Below are 16556 nucleotides of genomic sequence, written 5' to 3' on the forward strand. Positions count from 1 at the left end.
AAGCGCAGGTCCGGCCGATCAGTGGGTTCCGGTGAGCGACGACGAACCGTCGCCGGCGCCGGACTGGTCACCGGTGCCCGCACCGCTCTGGTCGCCCGCGCCTGCCTGGTCGCCCGCACCGGCCCCGGACTGGTCGCCGGTCCCGTCGCTCGCCGTGGCGGACGGGTCGGCCGTGTCGCCACCGCCGACGGTGTCGCCGCCACCGGCCTGGTCGCCCGCGGAGGCGGACGGGTCGGCGGAGCCGCCCTGGTCACCGGCGCCCGCACCCGCGCCGCCGTCGCCGAGCGTGGCGCCCGTGGCCTGCAGCGCGGTGGTGACCGGCTGGAAGAAGGTCTCGCCGCCGCTGGTGCAGTCGCCGCTGCCGCCGGAGGTCATGCCGACCGCGCTGCCGTCCTGGGTGAACAGGGAGCCGCCGCTGTCGCCGGCCTCGGCGCAGACGTCGGTCTGGATGAGGCCGGTGACGGTGTCGACGCCGTTCGGGTCGGTCTCACTCTGGAAGTTGACCGTGGCGTCGAGGCCGGTGACGGTGCCGTCGTGCAGACCGGTGGTGCTGCCCATCCGGAAGACCTGCTCACCGACGGTGGCGTCGGCGGCCTGGGTGATCTGGACGGCCTGGCCCTCGCCGGTGTTGACCTCGCTCGGCGCCTGGGTGTTGGGGTCGTCGTACTTGATGAGCGAGAAGTCGCCGTTGCCGGGGAAGGTGGCCTGGTCGACCGTGGCGATGGGCTGTCCGGTCTCGGAGTCGGACCACTGCTTGGCGGCCACGCCGCAGTGGCCGGCGGTCAGGAAGGCCGGGGAGCCGTCGCTGGCCTTGACGTTGAAGCCGAGGGAGCAGCGGACGGTGCCGCCCTGCACCTGGGAGAAGATGGCGTCGCCGCCCGACACCAGCGTCTTGAAGGTGCCGGAGGAGCGCTTCACCGTGGCCATGCCGTCGCCGAGACTCTTGACCGTCGAGGTCAGTCTGTCCCAGTCGGCGCCGGTGACCGTGGAGTCGGCCGTGACGGCGAGCTTGTTGGTCTTCGGGTCGACGGCCCAGGCCGTGCCCGGGATGGTCGCCTTGGCCTTGAGCGTCTGCGCGCCCGTCTTCAGGGCGGCGAGGCTGTTGCTGACCTCGCGGACCTTCGCGCCCGCCTTCTTCGCCTGGACGACCACGTTGTTGTTGTCGCCCGGTATGACGTTGACGACCAGCTGCTGGGCGGCTGCGTCGTAGTACGACCCGGCGAAGGCCTGACCGAGGAGACCCTGAAGCTGCGAGGCGAGATCCGAGGCGTCGGTCGCCTTCATGGTCCGGGGGGCCGCGTCGGTCGACGAGCCGTCCTGCGACGCGTTGGCATGAGGCAGCAGGATTGCGGCCGCGCCGAGCGCCACGACGCTGCCCGCCGCGATCGCGGCCTTGCGCTTCGGAATTCGCTTGTGACTCAAACTTCTCGACCTCCTGGGGGGACCGGAGTTCTGTGCCGCCGTGCGGCAGCTGTTCTGTTCGGGCGCCTGGATGGCTGTTGGTACGCACGGGCCGCACGGTGCGTTCAATTCCGTTTGCCAACTCGCTTTGCCCGATGCCGAATCGGCCATGACCCGCGACTGACTCTCAGGTGCGGGGAACAATCGCCCATATGACGATGACCACCGCCGAAGGCGACAAGATCCTCTCCGCCAACTTCGCCCCTTGGGTCCTCGAACTGGGCCTGACCGTGGAGGCGTTGGGCGACGACCGGGCCACGCTGCGCCTGCCCTGGTCGGACCGGCTGTCGCGGGAGGGCGGCGGGCTGTCGGGGCAGGCGCTGATGGCCGCCGCCGACACGGCCACCGTGATCGCGGTGTCGGCCGCGCGCGGGGCGTTCGTCCCGATGACGACGGTGCAGCAGTCCACCTCGTTCCAGCGGGCGGTGACCGGTGCGGATGTCCTGATCGAGGCGGTGCTCACCAAGCTCGGCCGCCGGATGGCCTTCGCGGACATCTCGATGACCGACGCGGTGTCAGGGGAACTGGCCGCGCGCGCGAGCACGGTCTACGCGCTGCTGGGCTGACACGGCCGGGACCCCGTCGGCGGACACCGTCCGCAGTCGAACGGCCACCCTCCGTCCAGAACACGCATCTGAATCCAAGCTTCAACCAATCTGCACAGCCAATACGCAACGGAGTCACCGCCCGCGACGGATCTGCACACCCCCGAGGCTTGCCCCACGCCGTTGTGACGGGAGTGTCGGATTCGTCGATCGGGCGGCAAGACTCCGGGCGAACCGATGCCGTGACGCATGTGAAGAACTCGCCACAGATTCGTGCGCAGGCCTGCACCGATCGGTATTACTGAGGTCCAAGTTGCCTGGTGAGGCGCCTGGTTGATTGGAAGCCCGACCCCGCAGCGTGCTTTGATCCATCGCACCGCGGGGGCCGCGAAGGGTTCCCGGCAACGGGCGCCCGGCGCTCGCGGTCGCGGCCGTCGCTCTGTCCCCCAGAGGGGGGCCGCTCCCCCCTTGTGAAATATCCATACGAAGGGAAGTTCCATCATGAACTCCACCCCCCGTGTTGAGACCGTCGAGATCTCCGACGCCGAGCTCGACAACGTCTCCGGCGGCCTTTCCGTGAACGCGGTCAACACCGTCACCGGTGCCCTGGACGGCGTTGCCCCGGTTTCCGGCATCCTGAACACCGCCATCGGCACCGTCGAGGGTGTGACCGGCCTGAGCACCGCTCCGGTCACCAACCTGGTCGCCGGTCTCTGATCGCACCTTTTGTGATCGTTGAGTCCCGGAGTCGTATCGCGGCTCCGGGGCCTTCGGTTGTCGTGAACCAGCCGGCTCGCGCGAGCCGGTCCTCTCTCGTTTTCAGGTGAGGGAAGTTCCGTGCAGTTCCGCCAACAGGCCCTCGCCAAGCTCCAGTCACCGGAGGAGCTGGACCTTCCGGTGCGCTTCGCCCGCCCCCAGGGCTGGCTCGTGCTGTCCGTGACGGTGGTCGCCATGGCCGCCGCCTCCGTGTGGGCGGTGACCGGCTCGGTGACCTCCACGGTCGGCGCGCCCGCCATCCTCACGCACGGCGAGGGCAGTTACATCCTGCAGAGCCCGGTCGCGGGCCAGGTCACCGCGGTCCTCGCCCGGCAGGGCGAGCGCCTCCCGGCCGACGCGCCGGTCCTGAAGGTCAAGACGGCCCAGGGCGACACCGTCGTCCGCACGGTCGCCGCGGGCCGGATCACCGGCCTCGCCGCCACCATCGGCCAGATCATCCAGACCGGCGCGAACGTCGCCGCCGTGGAGAAGGTCGCCAAGGCCGACGACCCGCTCTACGCCACGGTCTACGTCCCGGCCGAGAACGCGGCCTCCATACCCGCCGACGCCACCGTGGACCTGACCGTCTCCTCGGTGCCCACCCAGACGTACGGCGTGCTGCACGGTCATGTGAAGTCGGTCGACCGCTCGGCGCAGTCGTCCCAGCAGATCGCCGCGTTCCTCGGGGACAGCCAGCTGGGCGAGCAGTTCACCAAGAAGGGCCGCCCGGTGGCCGTACTGGTCAAGCTGGACAAGTCGTCGAGCACGAAGAGCGGTTACCGGTGGTCGTCCAAGGACGGGCCGCCCTTCCGCCTCTCCTCCATGACCCTGGCCTCGGGCTCGATCCGGCTGGCCGACCAGCGTCCCGTCGATTGGCTGCTGCCGTGAGCACCGCACAGGAGACGCGGAGCAGGCGCCGCGCCGCTCCGCCCAAGCGCCCCGTGCCCACGGGCAGGGCGAAGACCGTCCGCACGCCCACGGTCCTGCAGATGGAGGCCGTGGAGTGCGGCGCGGCCTCCCTCGCCATGGTCCTCGGCCACTACGGCAAGCACGTACCGCTGGAGGAGCTGCGCATCGCCTGCGGCGTCTCCCGCGACGGCTCGCGCGCCAGCAACCTGCTGAAGGCGGCGCGCAGTTACGGCCTGACGGCCAAGGGCATGCAGATGGACACGGCCGCGCTCGCCGAGGTGAAGACGCCGGCCGTCCTGTTCTGGGAGTTCAACCACTACGTCGTCTACGACGGCATGGGGCGCCGCTTCGGCCGCCGCGGGGTCTACATCAACGACCCCGGCAAGGGCCGCCGGTTCGTGCCCATGGAGGACTTCGACGGCAGCTTCACCGGCGTCGTGCTGGTGATGGAGCCCGGCGACGGCTTCGCCAAGGGGGGCCGCAAGCCCGGCGTCCTGGGCGCGATGCCGGCCCGGCTGCGCGGCACCGCGGGCACCATGCCCGCCGCCGTGCTGGCGAGCCTCCTGCTGGTCCTGGTCGGCGCGGCGGTCCCCGCCCTCAGCCGTACCTACATCGACGAGTTCCTGATCGGCGGCAAGACCTCGCTGCTGACGGTGCTGTTCGCGTCGATGGGCGCGTGCGTGCTGCTGACGGTGGTGCTGACCTGGCTGCAGCAGTCGAACCTGCTGCACGGCCGGATCATCTCCTCCACCCTCTCCAGCGCCCGTTTCCTGCGCCATCTGCTGCGGCTGCCGGTGACGTTCTTCGCCCAGCGCAGCCCGGCCGACCTGGTGCAGCGGCTGCAGTCCAACGACCAGGTGGCCGAGACCCTGGCCCGCGACCTGGCGGCGGCGGGCGTGGACTGCGTGGTCGTCGTGCTCTACGCGATCCTGCTCTACACCTACGACCCGCAGCTGACGTTCGTCGGCATCGGCGTCGCCCTGCTCAACATCGTCGCCATGCGGGTCGTCGTACGCCTGCGGGCGACCCGGACGGCCAAGCTGCGCGCGGACAGCGCACGGCTGACCAACACCGCCTACACCGGCCTTCAGCTGATCGAGACGATGAAGGCGACCGGCGGCGAGGACGGCTACTTCCGCAAATGGGCCGGGCAGCACGCCACCACGCTGGAGGAGCAGCAGCGGCTCGGCGTGCCGAGCGCCTGGCTGGGCGTGGTCGCCCCGACGCTGGCGTCGCTGAACAGCGCGGTGATCCTGTGGATCGGCGGCATGCGGGCGGTCGAGGGCGGCATCTCGGTCGGCCTGCTGGTCGCCTTCCAGTCGCTGGTCACCCGCTTCACCGCGCCGATCACCCGCCTCAACGGCGTCGCGGGCCGCATCCAGGACTTCGCCGCCGACGTGGCCCGCCTCAAGGACGTCGAGAACTTCCAGGCCGACCCGCTCTACGGCCGCAACGGCGCCGGCGACTCCACGCGCCGCCTGCACGGCCATGTGGAGCTGCAGAACATCAGCTTCGGCTACAACCCGCTCGACAAGCCGCTGCTCACCGGGTTCGACCTGACCGTGGGCCCCGGCCAGCAGGTCGCCCTCGTCGGCGGCTCCGGCAGCGGCAAGTCCACCGTCTCCCGGCTGATCTCGGGCCTGTACACCCCGTGGGAGGGCGTGATCCGCATCGACGGGCGGCGCCTGGACGACATCCCGCGCGGCGCGCTCGCCGCCTCGGTCTCCTTCGTCGACCAGGAGGTCTTCCTCTTCGAGGGCTCGGTGCGCGACAACGTGGCGCTGTGGGACCCGTCGATCCCGGACGACGCGGTGGTGGACGCCCTGCGCGACGCGGCCCTCCACGACGTGGTGATGCGCCGCCCCGGCGGCATCCACAGCAGGGTGGAGCAGGACGGCCGCAACTTCTCCGGCGGGCAGCGCCAGCGCCTGGAGATCGCGCGGGCGCTGGTGCGCCGGCCCAGCATCCTGGTCCTGGACGAGGTGACCAGCGCCCTGGACGCGGAGACCGAGCTGGTCGTGATGGACAACCTGCGCCGGCGCGGCTGCGCCTGCGTGGTGATCGCGCACCGGCTGAGCACGGTGCGCGACAGCGACGAGATCGTGGTGCTCCAGCACGGCACGGTCGTGGAGCGCGGACGGCACGAGGACCTGGTGGCACACGGCGGCGCGTACGCCGCGCTGGTCAGGGAACGGTGAGATGACGACCTCTCAGGAAGGCGACCTGGTCCTCGGCGCGCTCGGGTCCATGGGCTCGCGCATCGACTGCACCGGCCTGAACCGGCTCGACCTCGAAGGCCCGCAGGTGCTGTGGCTGGTCGCGTCCGGCAGCCTCGACCTGTTCGCGGTGGACGCCGTGCAGCAGGGCCACTGGCACCACCTCGGCCGCCTGGAGGCGGGCTCGCTGCTGCTCGGCCCGGTCCCCGGCCCCCAGCACACCCTGGTGGCGCGCCCGCTGCGCGACTGCGTGGTGCACCGCATCGGACTGCGCGAGCTGTACCAGCCGGCCAACACCCAGACCTGGTCCTACGACGAGTACGGCAATCCGCAGTACGTCCCGCCGCAGACCAGCCCCCTGGAGTACGCCCTCGCCCTCGGCGTGGGCCGCAGCCTGTCCATCCTCTTCCAGGCGCCGATGGCGAACGACCGCGCCGCCGAGCTGACCGACGACGACGTCTTCTGGATGCAGGTGCCGCCGGGCAGCGTCCAGTACGGCTCCCTGTACGGGGCCGAGGCGGCGGCCGACCTGCTGATGGACCCGGGCATCTGGCAGAGCATGGTCGACCAGCAGTACCGGCTGCTGACCACGCTGGACCGCTGGATCGAGCAGCTGGAGCGCACGCACGAGACCCGGACGGCGGCCGGCATCAAGGCGGGCGAGGCGGTCCGGGCCGAGGCCGACCGCACGCTGCTCGCCTCCATCGGCAAGTCCTCGTCCAAGCGCACCACGGCCGCCGACGCCGACGCCTCGTACGCGGCGTGCCGGCTGGTCGCCGAGGCGGCCGGGATCAAGCTGGCCGAGCCCGCCCAGAGCGGCACGGAGAACGACCGGCTGGACCCGGTGGAGCTCGTGGCCATCGCCTCCCGCGTCCGGACCCGCGCGGTCCGGCTGGACGGCACCTGGTGGCGGGACGACGTCGGCCCGCTGGTGGGCCACCGGGCGCTGTCGGGCGCGCCGGTCGCGCTGCTGTGGCGGCGCGGCGGCTACGTCGCCGTCCATCCCGCGACCGGGCGCGAGACACCGATCGAGAAGGCCAACGCGGAGGAGTTCGAGCCCCGCGCGGTGATGTTCTACCGGCCGCTCCCCGATCGCCGGCTCAGCCCGCTCGGGCTGCTGCGGTTCAGCATGCAGGGAACCGGACGCGATCTGTCCAACCTGCTGATGAGCGGTCTGGTGACGGTGGCGATCGGCGCGCTGGTACCGATCGCGACCGGCAAGGTGCTCGGCGAGTACGTGCCGAAGGCCCAGACGAACCTGATCGTCCAGGTCTGTCTGGCCGTGATGCTCAGCAGCCTGGTGGCGGCGGCGTTCATGCTGCTGGAGAACCTCACCATCCTGCGGATGGAGGGCCGGATCGAGGCGACTCTCCAACCGGCCGTCTGGGACCGGCTGCTGAGGCTGCCGACCAAGTTCTTCACGGAGCGCTCGACGGGTGAGCTGGCGAGCGCGGCCATGGGCATCAGCGCGATGCGCCGGCTGATGGCGGGCGTCGGGCCCGTCGTCGCCCAGTCGGTGACCATCGGCGCGATGAACCTGGCGCTGCTGTTCTGGTACAGCGCCTCGATGGCGCTGGCGGCGATCGGGATGCTCGTCGTCATCTCCGCCGTCTTCCTGGGGCTCGGCCTGTGGCAGGTGCGGTGGCAGCGCAAGCTGGTCGTGCTCGGCAACAAGCTGAACAACCAGGCGTTCCAGACGCTGCGCGGGCTGCCCAAGCTCCGGGTCGCGGCGGCCGAGAACTACGCGTACGCGGCCTGGGCCTCGGAGTTCGCGCACAGCCGCGAGCTGCAGCAGAAGGTGGGGCGGATCAAGAACCTCACCACCGTGACGGGCGCCGTCTACCTGCCGCTGTGCACCCTGCTGATGTTCATGCTGCTGGCGGGTCCGGCGCGCGGGGTGATGTCGGCGGCCGCGTTCCTCACCTTCAACACCTCGGTGACGATGGTGCTGACCTCGGTCACCCAGCTCACCGGCGCCTTCGTCTCGGCGGTGGCCGCGCTGCCGCTGTTCGAGGAGATCAAGCCGGTCCTCGACGCCACCCCGGAGGTGCGCACCGGGAGCACCCGCCCCGGCCCGCTGACCGGCGCGCTCGAGGCGCGGCGGCTGTCGTTCCGGTACTCCGACGACGGCCCGCTCGTCCTCGACGACCTCTCCTTCGCGGTGCGGCCCGGCGAGTTCGTGGCGGTCGTCGGCCCCAGCGGCTGCGGCAAGTCGACCCTGCTGCGCCTCCTGATCGGCTTCGACAAGCCGGTCTCGGGCAGCGTCCTCTACGACGGCCAGGACCTGGCCGCGCTCGACCAGTCGGCCGTACGGCGGCAGTGCGGTGTGGTGCTGCAGCACGCGCAGCCGTTCACCGGCTCCATCCTGGACGTCATCTGCGGCACCGAGCCGTACACGCCGGAGGAGGCGATGGCGGCGGCCGAGATGGCGGGCCTCGCCGAGGACATCAAGCGGATGCCGATGGGCCTGCACACCATCGTCTCGGGCAGCGGTGCCGTCTCCGGCGGCCAGCGCCAGCGCCTGATGATCGCGCAGGCGCTGATCCGCAGGCCGCGCATCCTCTTCTTCGACGAGGCGACCAGCGCCCTGGACAACGAGACCCAGCGCACGGTGATCGAGTCGACCAAGGCGCTCAACGCCACCCGCGTCGTCATCGCGCACCGCCTGTCCACCGTGATGGACGCGGACCGCGTGATCGTGATGGAGGACGGCAAGATCGCCCAGCAGGGGCCGCCCGCGCAGCTCCTCGCGGACACGGGCGGGCGGCTGCACGAGCTGGTGCGGCGCCAGATGGCGTGAGGGGTCAGTCGAGGCCGGGAACGGGCGCCCCGCTGGGCACACCGGCCTCGAGGTAGCCGTCGTAGAACTCCTTCCACGACGCGCTCGCCCCGGCGGGCGGTCCTTCGACGCGCTCGCCGCGCGCCTTCGCGTCGAGGGCGGCCAGGCACACCTCCCAGCCGGCGCCGTTGCGGGACGCGGTGTCGGCGGCCTGCAGGACGTTGGTGAGGGTGAATCGGGTGCGCTTCTCGTCCAGCGCCTCCAGGTCGAAGTGGAGCTCGTCGCCGCCCCAGACGAAGGAGAGGTGGCGCGGCTCGTCGAGGCCGAGCACCCGGCCCGTGGACTCGGGCATGTTCGGGTCGCCGCTGAAGGTGATCGTGCCGCCCGGGCGCGGGTCGATCTCGGCGCGGGAGGGGAACCACTGCGCGAGTTCCGCGGGGTCGGTCACGAACTGCCAGACGCGCTCGATCGGATGGTCGTAGACGCGGCTGAAGCGGACGGCCGGGCGGCCGTCGTCCAGGGTCAGATAGGTGCCGGTGAGATCAGCGGCCATGACGGATCAGTCCTTCGGGGCGGGTTCCTCGGGATCGTCCGGCGCCGTCTCGTCGAGGCGCCGGCCCAGCATGTCCAGGCTGCGGTTCCACAGCTCGCGGTAGGGCGCGAGCCAGGCGTCGAGCGCGGCGATCGGGGCCGGGTCGAGGGCGTAGACGCGCCGCTGCGCGTCCTGCCGGACCCGGACCAGGCCGGCCTCGCGCAGCACCTTCAGATGCTTGGAGGTGCTCGGCTGGCTCAGACCGCACGCCTCCACGATCTCGCCCACGGGCCGCGGCCGCTCCAGGAGCAGCGCGACGATGGCCCGTCGGTGCGGGTCGGCGAGGGCGGCCCAGAGGGCGGCGTCGGACATGGGCCCAGTATGCCTCGCCGGTTATATTCCGCGCAAGGCATATGAGAGAGTGGCCACACCTCCCCCAGCGAAACGTTGCCGTTTCGCTCGCGGTGGTCTAACTTCGACGTGTACGAAACCGTTTCGTTTATGTATCGCCCGAACGACTTCCCTGGAGTGGTTCTCCCATGTCCCAGAAGACCTTGACCGACGGCACCCACCAGGGTGCGGTCGAGGCGCCGCCCGAGGCGTCGCCCAAGCGATGGTGGATCCTCGCGGTCATCGCCGTCGCGCAGCTGATGGTGGTGCTGGACGCCACCATCGTGAACATCGCCCTGCCCTCGGCCCAGGCCGACCTCGGCTTCTCCGACGGCAACCGGCAGTGGATCGTCACCGCCTACGCCCTGGCCTTCGCGTCCCTGCTGCTGCTCGGCGGCCGGATCGCCGACCTCTTCGGCCGCAAGACCGCCTTCCTCATAGGGGTCGTCGGCTTCGCCGGGGTCTCCGCGCTCGGCGGCGCCGCGAACGGATTCGGGATGCTGGTCACCGCGCGCGCCCTCCAGGGTGCTTTCGGCGCGCTGCTCGCCCCGGCCGCGCTCTCGCTGCTCAACACCACGTTCACCGACGCCAAGGAGCGCGCACGGGCGTTCAGCGTCTACGGCGCCATCGCCGGTGCCGGCGGTGCGGTGGGCCTGCTGCTCGGCGGCGTCCTGACCGACGCCTTCGACTGGCGCTGGACGCTGTACGTGAACGTGCTGATCGCCGTCGTCGCCTTCGTCGGCGGCTGGATCCTGCTGACCAACCACCGCGACGACCGCAGCGCCAGGCTGGACGTACCGGGCACGGTGCTGGTCGCCGCCGGTCTCTTCTCCCTCGTCTACGGCTTCTCCAACGCCGAGACGCACGACTGGGGTTCGCCGCTGACCTGGGGCTTCCTGATCGCCGGTGGCCTGCTGCTGGCGGCCTTCGCCTGGTGGCAGACGCGGGCCGAGCACCCACTGCTGCCGCTGCGCATCCTGCTCGACCGCAACCGCGCCGCCTCGTTCCTCGCCGTGCTGATCTCCGCCGGCGGCATGTTCGGCGTCTTCCTCTTCCTCACCTACTACCTCCAGCTCAACCTCGGCTTCAGCCCGACCAAGACGGGTGTGGCGTTCCTGCCGATGGTCGGCGCGCTGATGGTGGCCGCGCAGCTCGGCACCACGGTCCTGGTGCCGCGGATCGGCCCGAAGGCGGTCGTGCCGCTGGGCTTCGCGATCGCAGCGGTCGGCATGGCCTGGCTGGCCGGGATCGACCTCGGCTCGACCTACTCCGGCGCGGTGCTGCCGCAGCTGATCGTCACCGGCGCGGGACTCGGCCTGGTGATGCCGGCGGCCATGCAGCTGGCCACCGGCGGAGTGGCCGCCGAGGACGCGGGCGTGGCCTCGGCCACGGTCAACGCCATGCAGCAGGTGGGCGGTTCGATCGGTACGGCGCTGCTGAACACGCTGGCCGCGAGCGCCGCCACCAACTACCTGGTCGGCAAGAACCCGGCCGACAAGCTGGCCCGGGCCCAGGCGACGATCGAGAGCTACACCACCGCCTTCTGGTGGTCGGCGGGCCTGTTCGCCGTCGGCGCGGTGATCGCGTTCCTGCTCTACCGCCGCGGGGTTCCGGAGCAGCACGAGGACGCCGCACCCGTCGTCCACATGTGATCCGGGGGACCTGAGCCGCATCGGTCCAAGGGGCCGCCGTCCGCAGGGAGACGGCGGCCCCTCCGCATGCGGACGGCTTCCCTGTCCCGTGCCTGCGCCCGCCATGTCCCGTGCCCTCGCGCGGCTTTGCCGGTTCGCTTTCGGCACCCGCGGCGAGAGTGTGGGAGTCCGGAGTGGGGTACCCACCGGGCCATGAGAACAAGCGTGGTGGACGTGGGATCTAACACGGTCCGGCTCGTGGTGGCGGACGCCGAGGGCGGCGTGCCGCTGCCGGTGCACACCGCGAAGTGGCGGCTGCGGCTGAGCGAGCAGGTGAAGCCGGGCGCCGCCATCCCCGAAGACGCGGTGCAGCGGCTGGTCACGGCGGTCGCGGAGGCGAGCCGGACCGCGACCCGCTGGGGTGCCGCCGGTCCGCTGGCCTTCGCGACCGCCGTGGTGCGGGCCGCGCCGAACCGCCAGGAGGTGCTGCGCGCCGTCCGCTCGCAGACCGGGATCGCGCTGTGCACCCTGCCGGGCGAGGTGGAGGCCGAGCTGACGTTCCTGGGGGCGCGCCGCTGGATGGGCTGGCGGTCGGGACCGCTCGCCCTGCTGGACATCGGGGGCGGCTCCCTCGAAGTGGCCTTCGGACGCGGCCGGCTGCCGGACTTCGTAGCCTCGCTGCCCCTCGGCGCGGGCAGGCTGACCCATGAGTTCTTCCCGGACGACGAGCCCCCCGCCCCGGATCAGGTGCGGGCGCTGCGCCGCAAGGTCCGCCACCAACTGCGGGACGTGGCGGCGCGGATCCGCTGGGAAGGACCGCGCACCGCGGTCGTCACCTCGCGTACGTTCCAGCAGCTGGGGCGGTTGTGCGGGGCGGCACCCGGGCGCCACGGCCCGTTCGAGGAGCGGCAGATGCACCGCCGGGACCTGCGGGACGCGGTCGGCCGGCTGGCCGCCCTGCCGGTCGCCGAGCGAGCCGAACTGCCCGGCATCTCCGCGCCGCGCGCCCGGCAGAGCCTGGCCGGAGCGGTGGTCGGGCACACCGCGCTGAAGCTGGCGGGCCTGAAGACGGTGAGCATCTGCCCGTGGGCGATCCGCGAGGGCGTTTTGCTGCGCCACATCGAGGACGGCGCGTCCTGGTGGGCGGAGATCACCCGCGCCAACGAGGCGCCCACTCCCCCGGACCCGGTGCGCCTGCTGCACCTCGCGGCCGCGACGACCTGAACGGGCGGCCGGGCCGGGAGCTCCGGGGACGCGGAGGGCCGTGGTGGACCTGCGGTGGATGGCCCACCGCCGGACGGGTACCCGGCCCGCATGACGCACGACCACGCGGGCCCGCGGCTGCCGATCCCCCGGGGACCGGTCTCCGCCGCCGTGAAGAGCCATCTGCTCGACGCCGGTCCGCTGCCGCGACCCGAGGACGTCGCGGCGGCGGACGCCTACGGCGACGACCTCCAGCTCGCACTCCACCTCTGCTACGAACTGCACTACCGCGGCTTCGGCGGTGTCGGCCCGGACCACGAGTGGGACCCCGAGCTGCTGCGCACCCGGGCAGCACTGGAGCACCGCTTCCTGACCGCCCTGCGCGCGGACACCCCCGTGCACGACAGCGTCGAGGACGCGATCGCCGAGCTGCTCGTCGAGCCCGTCGACGGCAGCGGCGTCACCCATTTCCTGCGCGACGAGGGCGAGTTGTGGCATCTGAGGGAGTACGCCGCGCAGCGCTCGGTGTACCACCTCAAGGAGGCCGACCCCCACGCCTGGGTGCTGCCGCGGCTCGCGGGCCGGGCCAAGGCGGCCATGGCGGCGGTGGAGTTCGACGAGTTCGGCGGCGGCCGCGCCGAACGGGTGCACGCGCGCCTGTTCGCCGACCTGATGACGGACCTCGGCCTGGACACGACGTACGGCCGCTATCTCGACGCGGCGAGCGCGGAGATGCTCGTCACGGTCAACCTGATGTCCCTGTTCGGGCTGCACCGGTCCCTGCGGGGCGCGCTGGTGGGCCACTTCGCGGCCGTGGAGATCACCTCGTCGCCCGGCTCGCGGCGGCTGGCCGAGGCGATGCGCCGCACGGGCGCGGGACCGGCCGCCGAGCACTTCTACGACGAGCACGTCGAGGCCGACGCCGTCCATGAGCAGGTCGTACGCCATGAAGTGGTGGACGGTCTGCTGGCCGACGAGCCACACCTGGCGCCGGACGTGGTGTTCGGCGTCGACGCGACCGGTTACGTCGAGGACCGCCTCGCCGCCCGGCTGCTCGGAGACTGGCGCGCGGGCAGGTCGTCGCTACGAACGCCGATATCTCCCGAAATATCCATTACTTCCTGAATGCCGGGGTACTTGGGTCCGGTGAAACCACTGGTGACGCCGGGCGTCTACGCCCCGCAGGACGACACGAACCTCCTGGCCGGAGCCCTGTCCGAGGAGCCGCTGCACGCGGGGGCGGACGTGCTCGACGTGGGCACCGGGACCGGCGCTCTCGCGCTCCAGGCCGCCCGGCGCGGCACCCGCGTGACCGCGGTCGACCTCTCGTGGCGGGCCGTGTGCACCGCCCGCGTCAACTCCTGGTTGACCGGGCTTCCGCTGCACGTCAGACAGGGGAACCTGTTCGCACCGGTACGCGGCCGGCGGTTCGACCTGATCCTCTCCAACCCGCCGTACGTACCGGCGCCCGCCGCGCGCCCGCCGCGGCACGGTGCGGCCAGGGCCTGGGACGCGGGCGGTGACGGCCGCCTGGTCGTGGACCGGATCTGCCGGGAGGCCCCGGCGCTGCTGCGCCCGGGCGGTGTCCTGCTGCTGGTCCACTCCGCGCTCAGCGATCCCGACCGGACACTCGGCCATCTGCACGGCGCCGGAATGAAGGCGGCCGTCACCCGCCGCCGCCACATCGCGTTCGGCCCGGTCCTGCGCTCGCGGGCGGACTGGCTGCGCGGACGGGGCCTGATGTCCGCCGCCGCCGGGAAGGAAGAGCTGGTGGTCGTCCGTGCCGAACTCCCCTTCTGAACCCGCACGCCGGATCAAGGTCCAGCGCCAGGGCCCGCTGCTCGTCGAGGGGCCCGTCGAGGTGGAGCTGGAGGACGGCAGCACGGTCCGCTCCGACCGCTTCCGGGTCGCGCTCTGCACGTGCCGACGCAGCCGCCGTTTCCCCTGGTGCGACACGAGTCACCGCGACCGCAAGTAGGTGCGTGGCCGCCCGAGTTGTCAAGACATCTTGCTGGCGTTCATCAGGTCGAGTGAACCGCGGCCGGACGACGTCCTCACAGGGATGGCGACCGGCGCACCGGGGTAACTACCGAGATCCCATGCGCTTCTTGGCCCGGTGGAGCGGCCATGACTCCGGATGCTGACGACCACGCCCCCGAACCGCCTACGGCGAACCCGCATGCCCGTACCCGGACGATGGACGGATTCGTCGTCGTCGAGGTCACGGGCGAAATCGACCTGGCGACCGCGGAGTTCGTCCTGGATCACCTGGACGCGGCGACCGCGCCGCCGGCCCCGGACGTGCTGGTGGATCTGCGCGCCGTGGAGTTCATCGACTGCTCGGGACTGCGCGTGCTGTGCCGGGGCGAAACGCGGGCCAGGGAGCACGGCGGCCGGCTGCGCCTGGTCTCCGACGCGCCCCACATCCTCCGCCTGCTGCGCGGGGCGGGCCTGATGAAAAGGCTTCCGCCCCTCCCCGCACTCCCCGGGGAGGGGCGGACATGATCCAGGAAGTCGGCGGGCGGCCCCACTCCGCCCTGCCGACCCCTGGTGCGAGATCGCCGGGTACCCCGCGACAAGGGACTCGCACTCCCCAACTGCGGGCCGCTTCAGATGCGCGCCGGCACTCCGCGATCCCGGTCCATCAGAACGTGAAGACGCTGCTCAGGTAGGAGTTCTTCACGCACGAGTTGGCGAAGGTCTGCTCGTAGGAGACGCGTTTGCCCTGCCAGACGCCGTCCACCGTCACCACGACCGGGTCGTACTGCTTGGTGCACAACACGTCGTCTCTCGCCGTGAGGGCGGTGACGTCGCCTCCCACACCGCGTAGTTCGGCACAGGCCTGGACCGGCGCGGGATGGGTGCCGGAGGCCGTAGGGGCGCACGACAGGGTGACGGCGCGCAGCGGTGTCGAGGTGGCGGCGCTGTCGCCGTGGCCGACGGTGAGCACCAGGGCCGAGGGGGCGTAGAGCGAGCCGGCGACGGGGGCCGGGTCGGCGAGGGCGGCGCCGGTGAGGGGTCCGCAGACGGCGGTGGCCGTGAGAGCGAGGGTCGTTGCCCAGCGCGCGGTGTTCCGCATTGTGTGCATCCTTCCGCTGGATTCGAGGGTGTGCCGGAGGATTCCGGATGGGTGCCGGACCGGCGAGCGCGAGTCTGCCGAGTCCGCTGCGGAAAAACACCTCGACCCCACGTGTTTCAGTAACCTTCTGTATTCAATCAGTGGCGCGAAGTTACGGAATTCGAACGCACAAACCCCGGAACTGAGCGGCCCTTGATCGACCGATGAAGCCAACTGGCCGATTTCCGGCGCCTGGTTAATAGGCCTGAAACATTCCGGTTGAGCTCTCGGCTAACTCCTTCCCGCCCCCTTGTGTTCATGGTCCGTGCGAGTAATCGTCATTACATGATTACGACGGAGCAACGAGACAAGCTGCGCGGCTGGTTCGCCGGCCGCGTCCCCGAGGACCTCTTCGAGGAACTGACCGAGCTCACGGTCGACCGCGAGGAGATCACCGTGATCGGCCGCATCCCCGCACCCCGGCTCGCCGAGGGCGCCTCGGACGCCGAGCGGGAGGCCGCGGTGCAGGGCAGGATCCAGGAGTTCCGGGAGCGCACCAGGGACGCGCGCGTGGAGGTGGCGCGCGAGGCCGAGCACCGCTTCCGGCGCAAGGTCTCCTGGGGCGTGGAGTGCGGCGGCGAGCGCGCATTGTTCACCCACGTCGCCGCGCCCGTGATGACCCGGCTGCGCCAGCCCGAGCGCCAGGTGCTCGACACCCTGATGGCCGGCGGTGTCGCGCGCAGCCGCAGCGACGCCCTCGCCTGGTGCGTGCGCCTGGTCCAGCGGCACACCGACGACTGGCTCACCGAACTGCGGGACTCGCTCGAGCACGTCCAGCGGGTGCGGGCGCAGGGCCCGGACACCGAGCCGGAGGACGCCGCACCGGAGGCTCCCGCGGACGACGAGTGAGGGAACATTCGTACAGCCCCGGCGCGAAAGATGGATGAAGCGTCCACTGGTGCGGGTATTGTGCGCCGCCGTACGGTCGGCGCACCCCGCCAGGACGGCCGCCACGTCCGCCGCACACCCCCGCGGCAGCGACCGGCCGTCCACACCGCCGCGCCACGAAGCGCTCC

The 16556-nt window shown here is 71.6% G+C and carries 16 protein-coding genes; 12 read left to right on the forward strand and 4 right to left on the reverse strand.

Translation table 11 applies throughout. The features are described from left to right. Nucleotides 1–18 precede the first annotated feature (18 nt). A complete protein-coding gene (locus ACFU97_RS37920; protein ID WP_384265602.1) occupies nt 19–1422 on the reverse strand; it encodes a S1 family peptidase in 1404 nt (467 codons plus the stop codon). Nucleotides 1423–1613: 191 nt separating this feature from the next. On the opposite strand from ACFU97_RS37920, the gene ACFU97_RS37925 reads away from it, so the two are divergent. The 5 genes from ACFU97_RS37925 (at nt 1614) to ACFU97_RS37945 (ending at nt 8687) form a co-directional block, all read left to right on the forward strand. Further along, nucleotides 1614–2027 carry a PaaI family thioesterase gene (locus ACFU97_RS37925; protein ID WP_384265604.1) on the forward strand — a complete coding sequence of 138 codons (414 nt, stop codon included), beginning with the start codon at nt 1614–1616 and terminating at the stop codon, nt 2025–2027. Between the two features lie 480 nt (nt 2028–2507). Further along, nucleotides 2508–2723 (forward strand): type A2 lantipeptide, encoded by a 216-nt coding sequence (locus tag ACFU97_RS37930; RefSeq protein WP_384265607.1) that lies wholly within the window; start codon nt 2508–2510, stop codon nt 2721–2723. A gap of 120 nt (nt 2724–2843) precedes the next feature. Further along, nucleotides 2844–3650: an HlyD family efflux transporter periplasmic adaptor subunit gene (locus ACFU97_RS37935; protein ID WP_384265610.1), complete on the forward strand. Its 807-nt coding sequence runs from the start codon at nt 2844–2846 to the stop codon at nt 3648–3650. Then, nucleotides 3647–5869 (forward strand): NHLP family bacteriocin export ABC transporter peptidase/permease/ATPase subunit, encoded by a 2223-nt coding sequence (locus ACFU97_RS37940; protein WP_384265613.1) that lies wholly within the window; start codon nt 3647–3649, stop codon nt 5867–5869. The genes ACFU97_RS37935 and ACFU97_RS37940 overlap by 4 nt, the downstream gene beginning before the upstream one ends. 1 nt (nt 5870) lies before the next feature. Further along, complete coding sequence (locus ACFU97_RS37945; protein ID WP_384265615.1) at nt 5871–8687, forward strand: NHLP bacteriocin export ABC transporter permease/ATPase subunit; 2817 nt, start codon at nt 5871–5873, stop codon at nt 8685–8687. Between the two features lie 4 nt (nt 8688–8691). Here ACFU97_RS37945 and ACFU97_RS37950 read toward each other — a convergent pair whose 3' ends face one another. Beyond that, nucleotides 8692–9219: an SRPBCC family protein gene (locus ACFU97_RS37950; protein WP_384265617.1), complete on the reverse strand. Its 528-nt coding sequence runs from the start codon at nt 9217–9219 to the stop codon at nt 8692–8694. Nucleotides 9220–9225: 6 nt separating this feature from the next. Beyond that, nucleotides 9226–9570, reverse strand: coding sequence for an ArsR/SmtB family transcription factor (locus ACFU97_RS37955; protein ID WP_384265619.1), 345 nt, complete (start codon nt 9568–9570; stop codon nt 9226–9228). A gap of 167 nt (nt 9571–9737) precedes the next feature. On the opposite strand from ACFU97_RS37955, the gene ACFU97_RS37960 reads away from it, so the two are divergent. From ACFU97_RS37960 to ACFU97_RS37985, 6 genes are all read left to right on the forward strand, one after another. After that, nucleotides 9738–11240: an MFS transporter gene (locus ACFU97_RS37960; RefSeq protein ID WP_384265622.1), complete on the forward strand. Its 1503-nt coding sequence runs from the start codon at nt 9738–9740 to the stop codon at nt 11238–11240. A 192-nt stretch (nt 11241–11432) separates the two neighbouring features. Then, nucleotides 11433–12443, forward strand: a complete 1011-nt coding sequence (locus ACFU97_RS37965) for a Ppx/GppA family phosphatase (protein ID WP_384265624.1) — start codon at nt 11433–11435, stop codon at nt 12441–12443. A 90-nt stretch (nt 12444–12533) separates the two neighbouring features. Further along, the gene (locus tag ACFU97_RS37970) at nt 12534–13547 is read left to right on the forward strand and encodes an iron-containing redox enzyme family protein (protein ID WP_384265627.1); all 1014 of its coding nucleotides are present in this window, start codon (nt 12534–12536) and stop codon (nt 13545–13547) included. Then, nucleotides 13548–14222 carry a HemK2/MTQ2 family protein methyltransferase gene (locus tag ACFU97_RS37975; protein WP_384265629.1) on the forward strand — a complete coding sequence of 225 codons (675 nt, stop codon included), beginning with the start codon at nt 13548–13550 and terminating at the stop codon, nt 14220–14222. Next, on the forward strand, nt 14203–14400 hold the full coding sequence (locus tag ACFU97_RS37980) for a CDGSH iron-sulfur domain-containing protein (protein WP_384265632.1): 198 nt from the start codon (nt 14203–14205) through the stop codon (nt 14398–14400). Before ACFU97_RS37975 ends, ACFU97_RS37980 begins: the two co-directional genes overlap by 20 nt. A 149-nt stretch (nt 14401–14549) precedes the next feature. Continuing rightward, nucleotides 14550–14927, forward strand: a complete 378-nt coding sequence (locus ACFU97_RS37985; RefSeq protein ID WP_384265634.1) for an STAS domain-containing protein — start codon at nt 14550–14552, stop codon at nt 14925–14927. 139 nt (nt 14928–15066) lie between these two features. Here ACFU97_RS37985 and ACFU97_RS37990 read toward each other — a convergent pair whose 3' ends face one another. Further along, nucleotides 15067–15501, reverse strand: coding sequence for a protease inhibitor (locus ACFU97_RS37990; protein WP_384265637.1), 435 nt, complete (start codon nt 15499–15501; stop codon nt 15067–15069). A gap of 324 nt (nt 15502–15825) precedes the next feature. On the opposite strand from ACFU97_RS37990, the gene ACFU97_RS37995 reads away from it, so the two are divergent. Beyond that, nucleotides 15826–16389, forward strand: a complete 564-nt coding sequence (locus ACFU97_RS37995) for a hypothetical protein (protein WP_384265639.1) — start codon at nt 15826–15828, stop codon at nt 16387–16389. Nucleotides 16390–16556 lie beyond the last annotated feature (167 nt).

Origin of the sequence: Streptomyces sp. NPDC057616, from assembly GCF_042800575.1 — a bacterium.
In the GTDB taxonomy this organism is placed as follows: domain Bacteria; phylum Actinomycetota; class Actinomycetes; order Streptomycetales; family Streptomycetaceae; genus Streptomyces.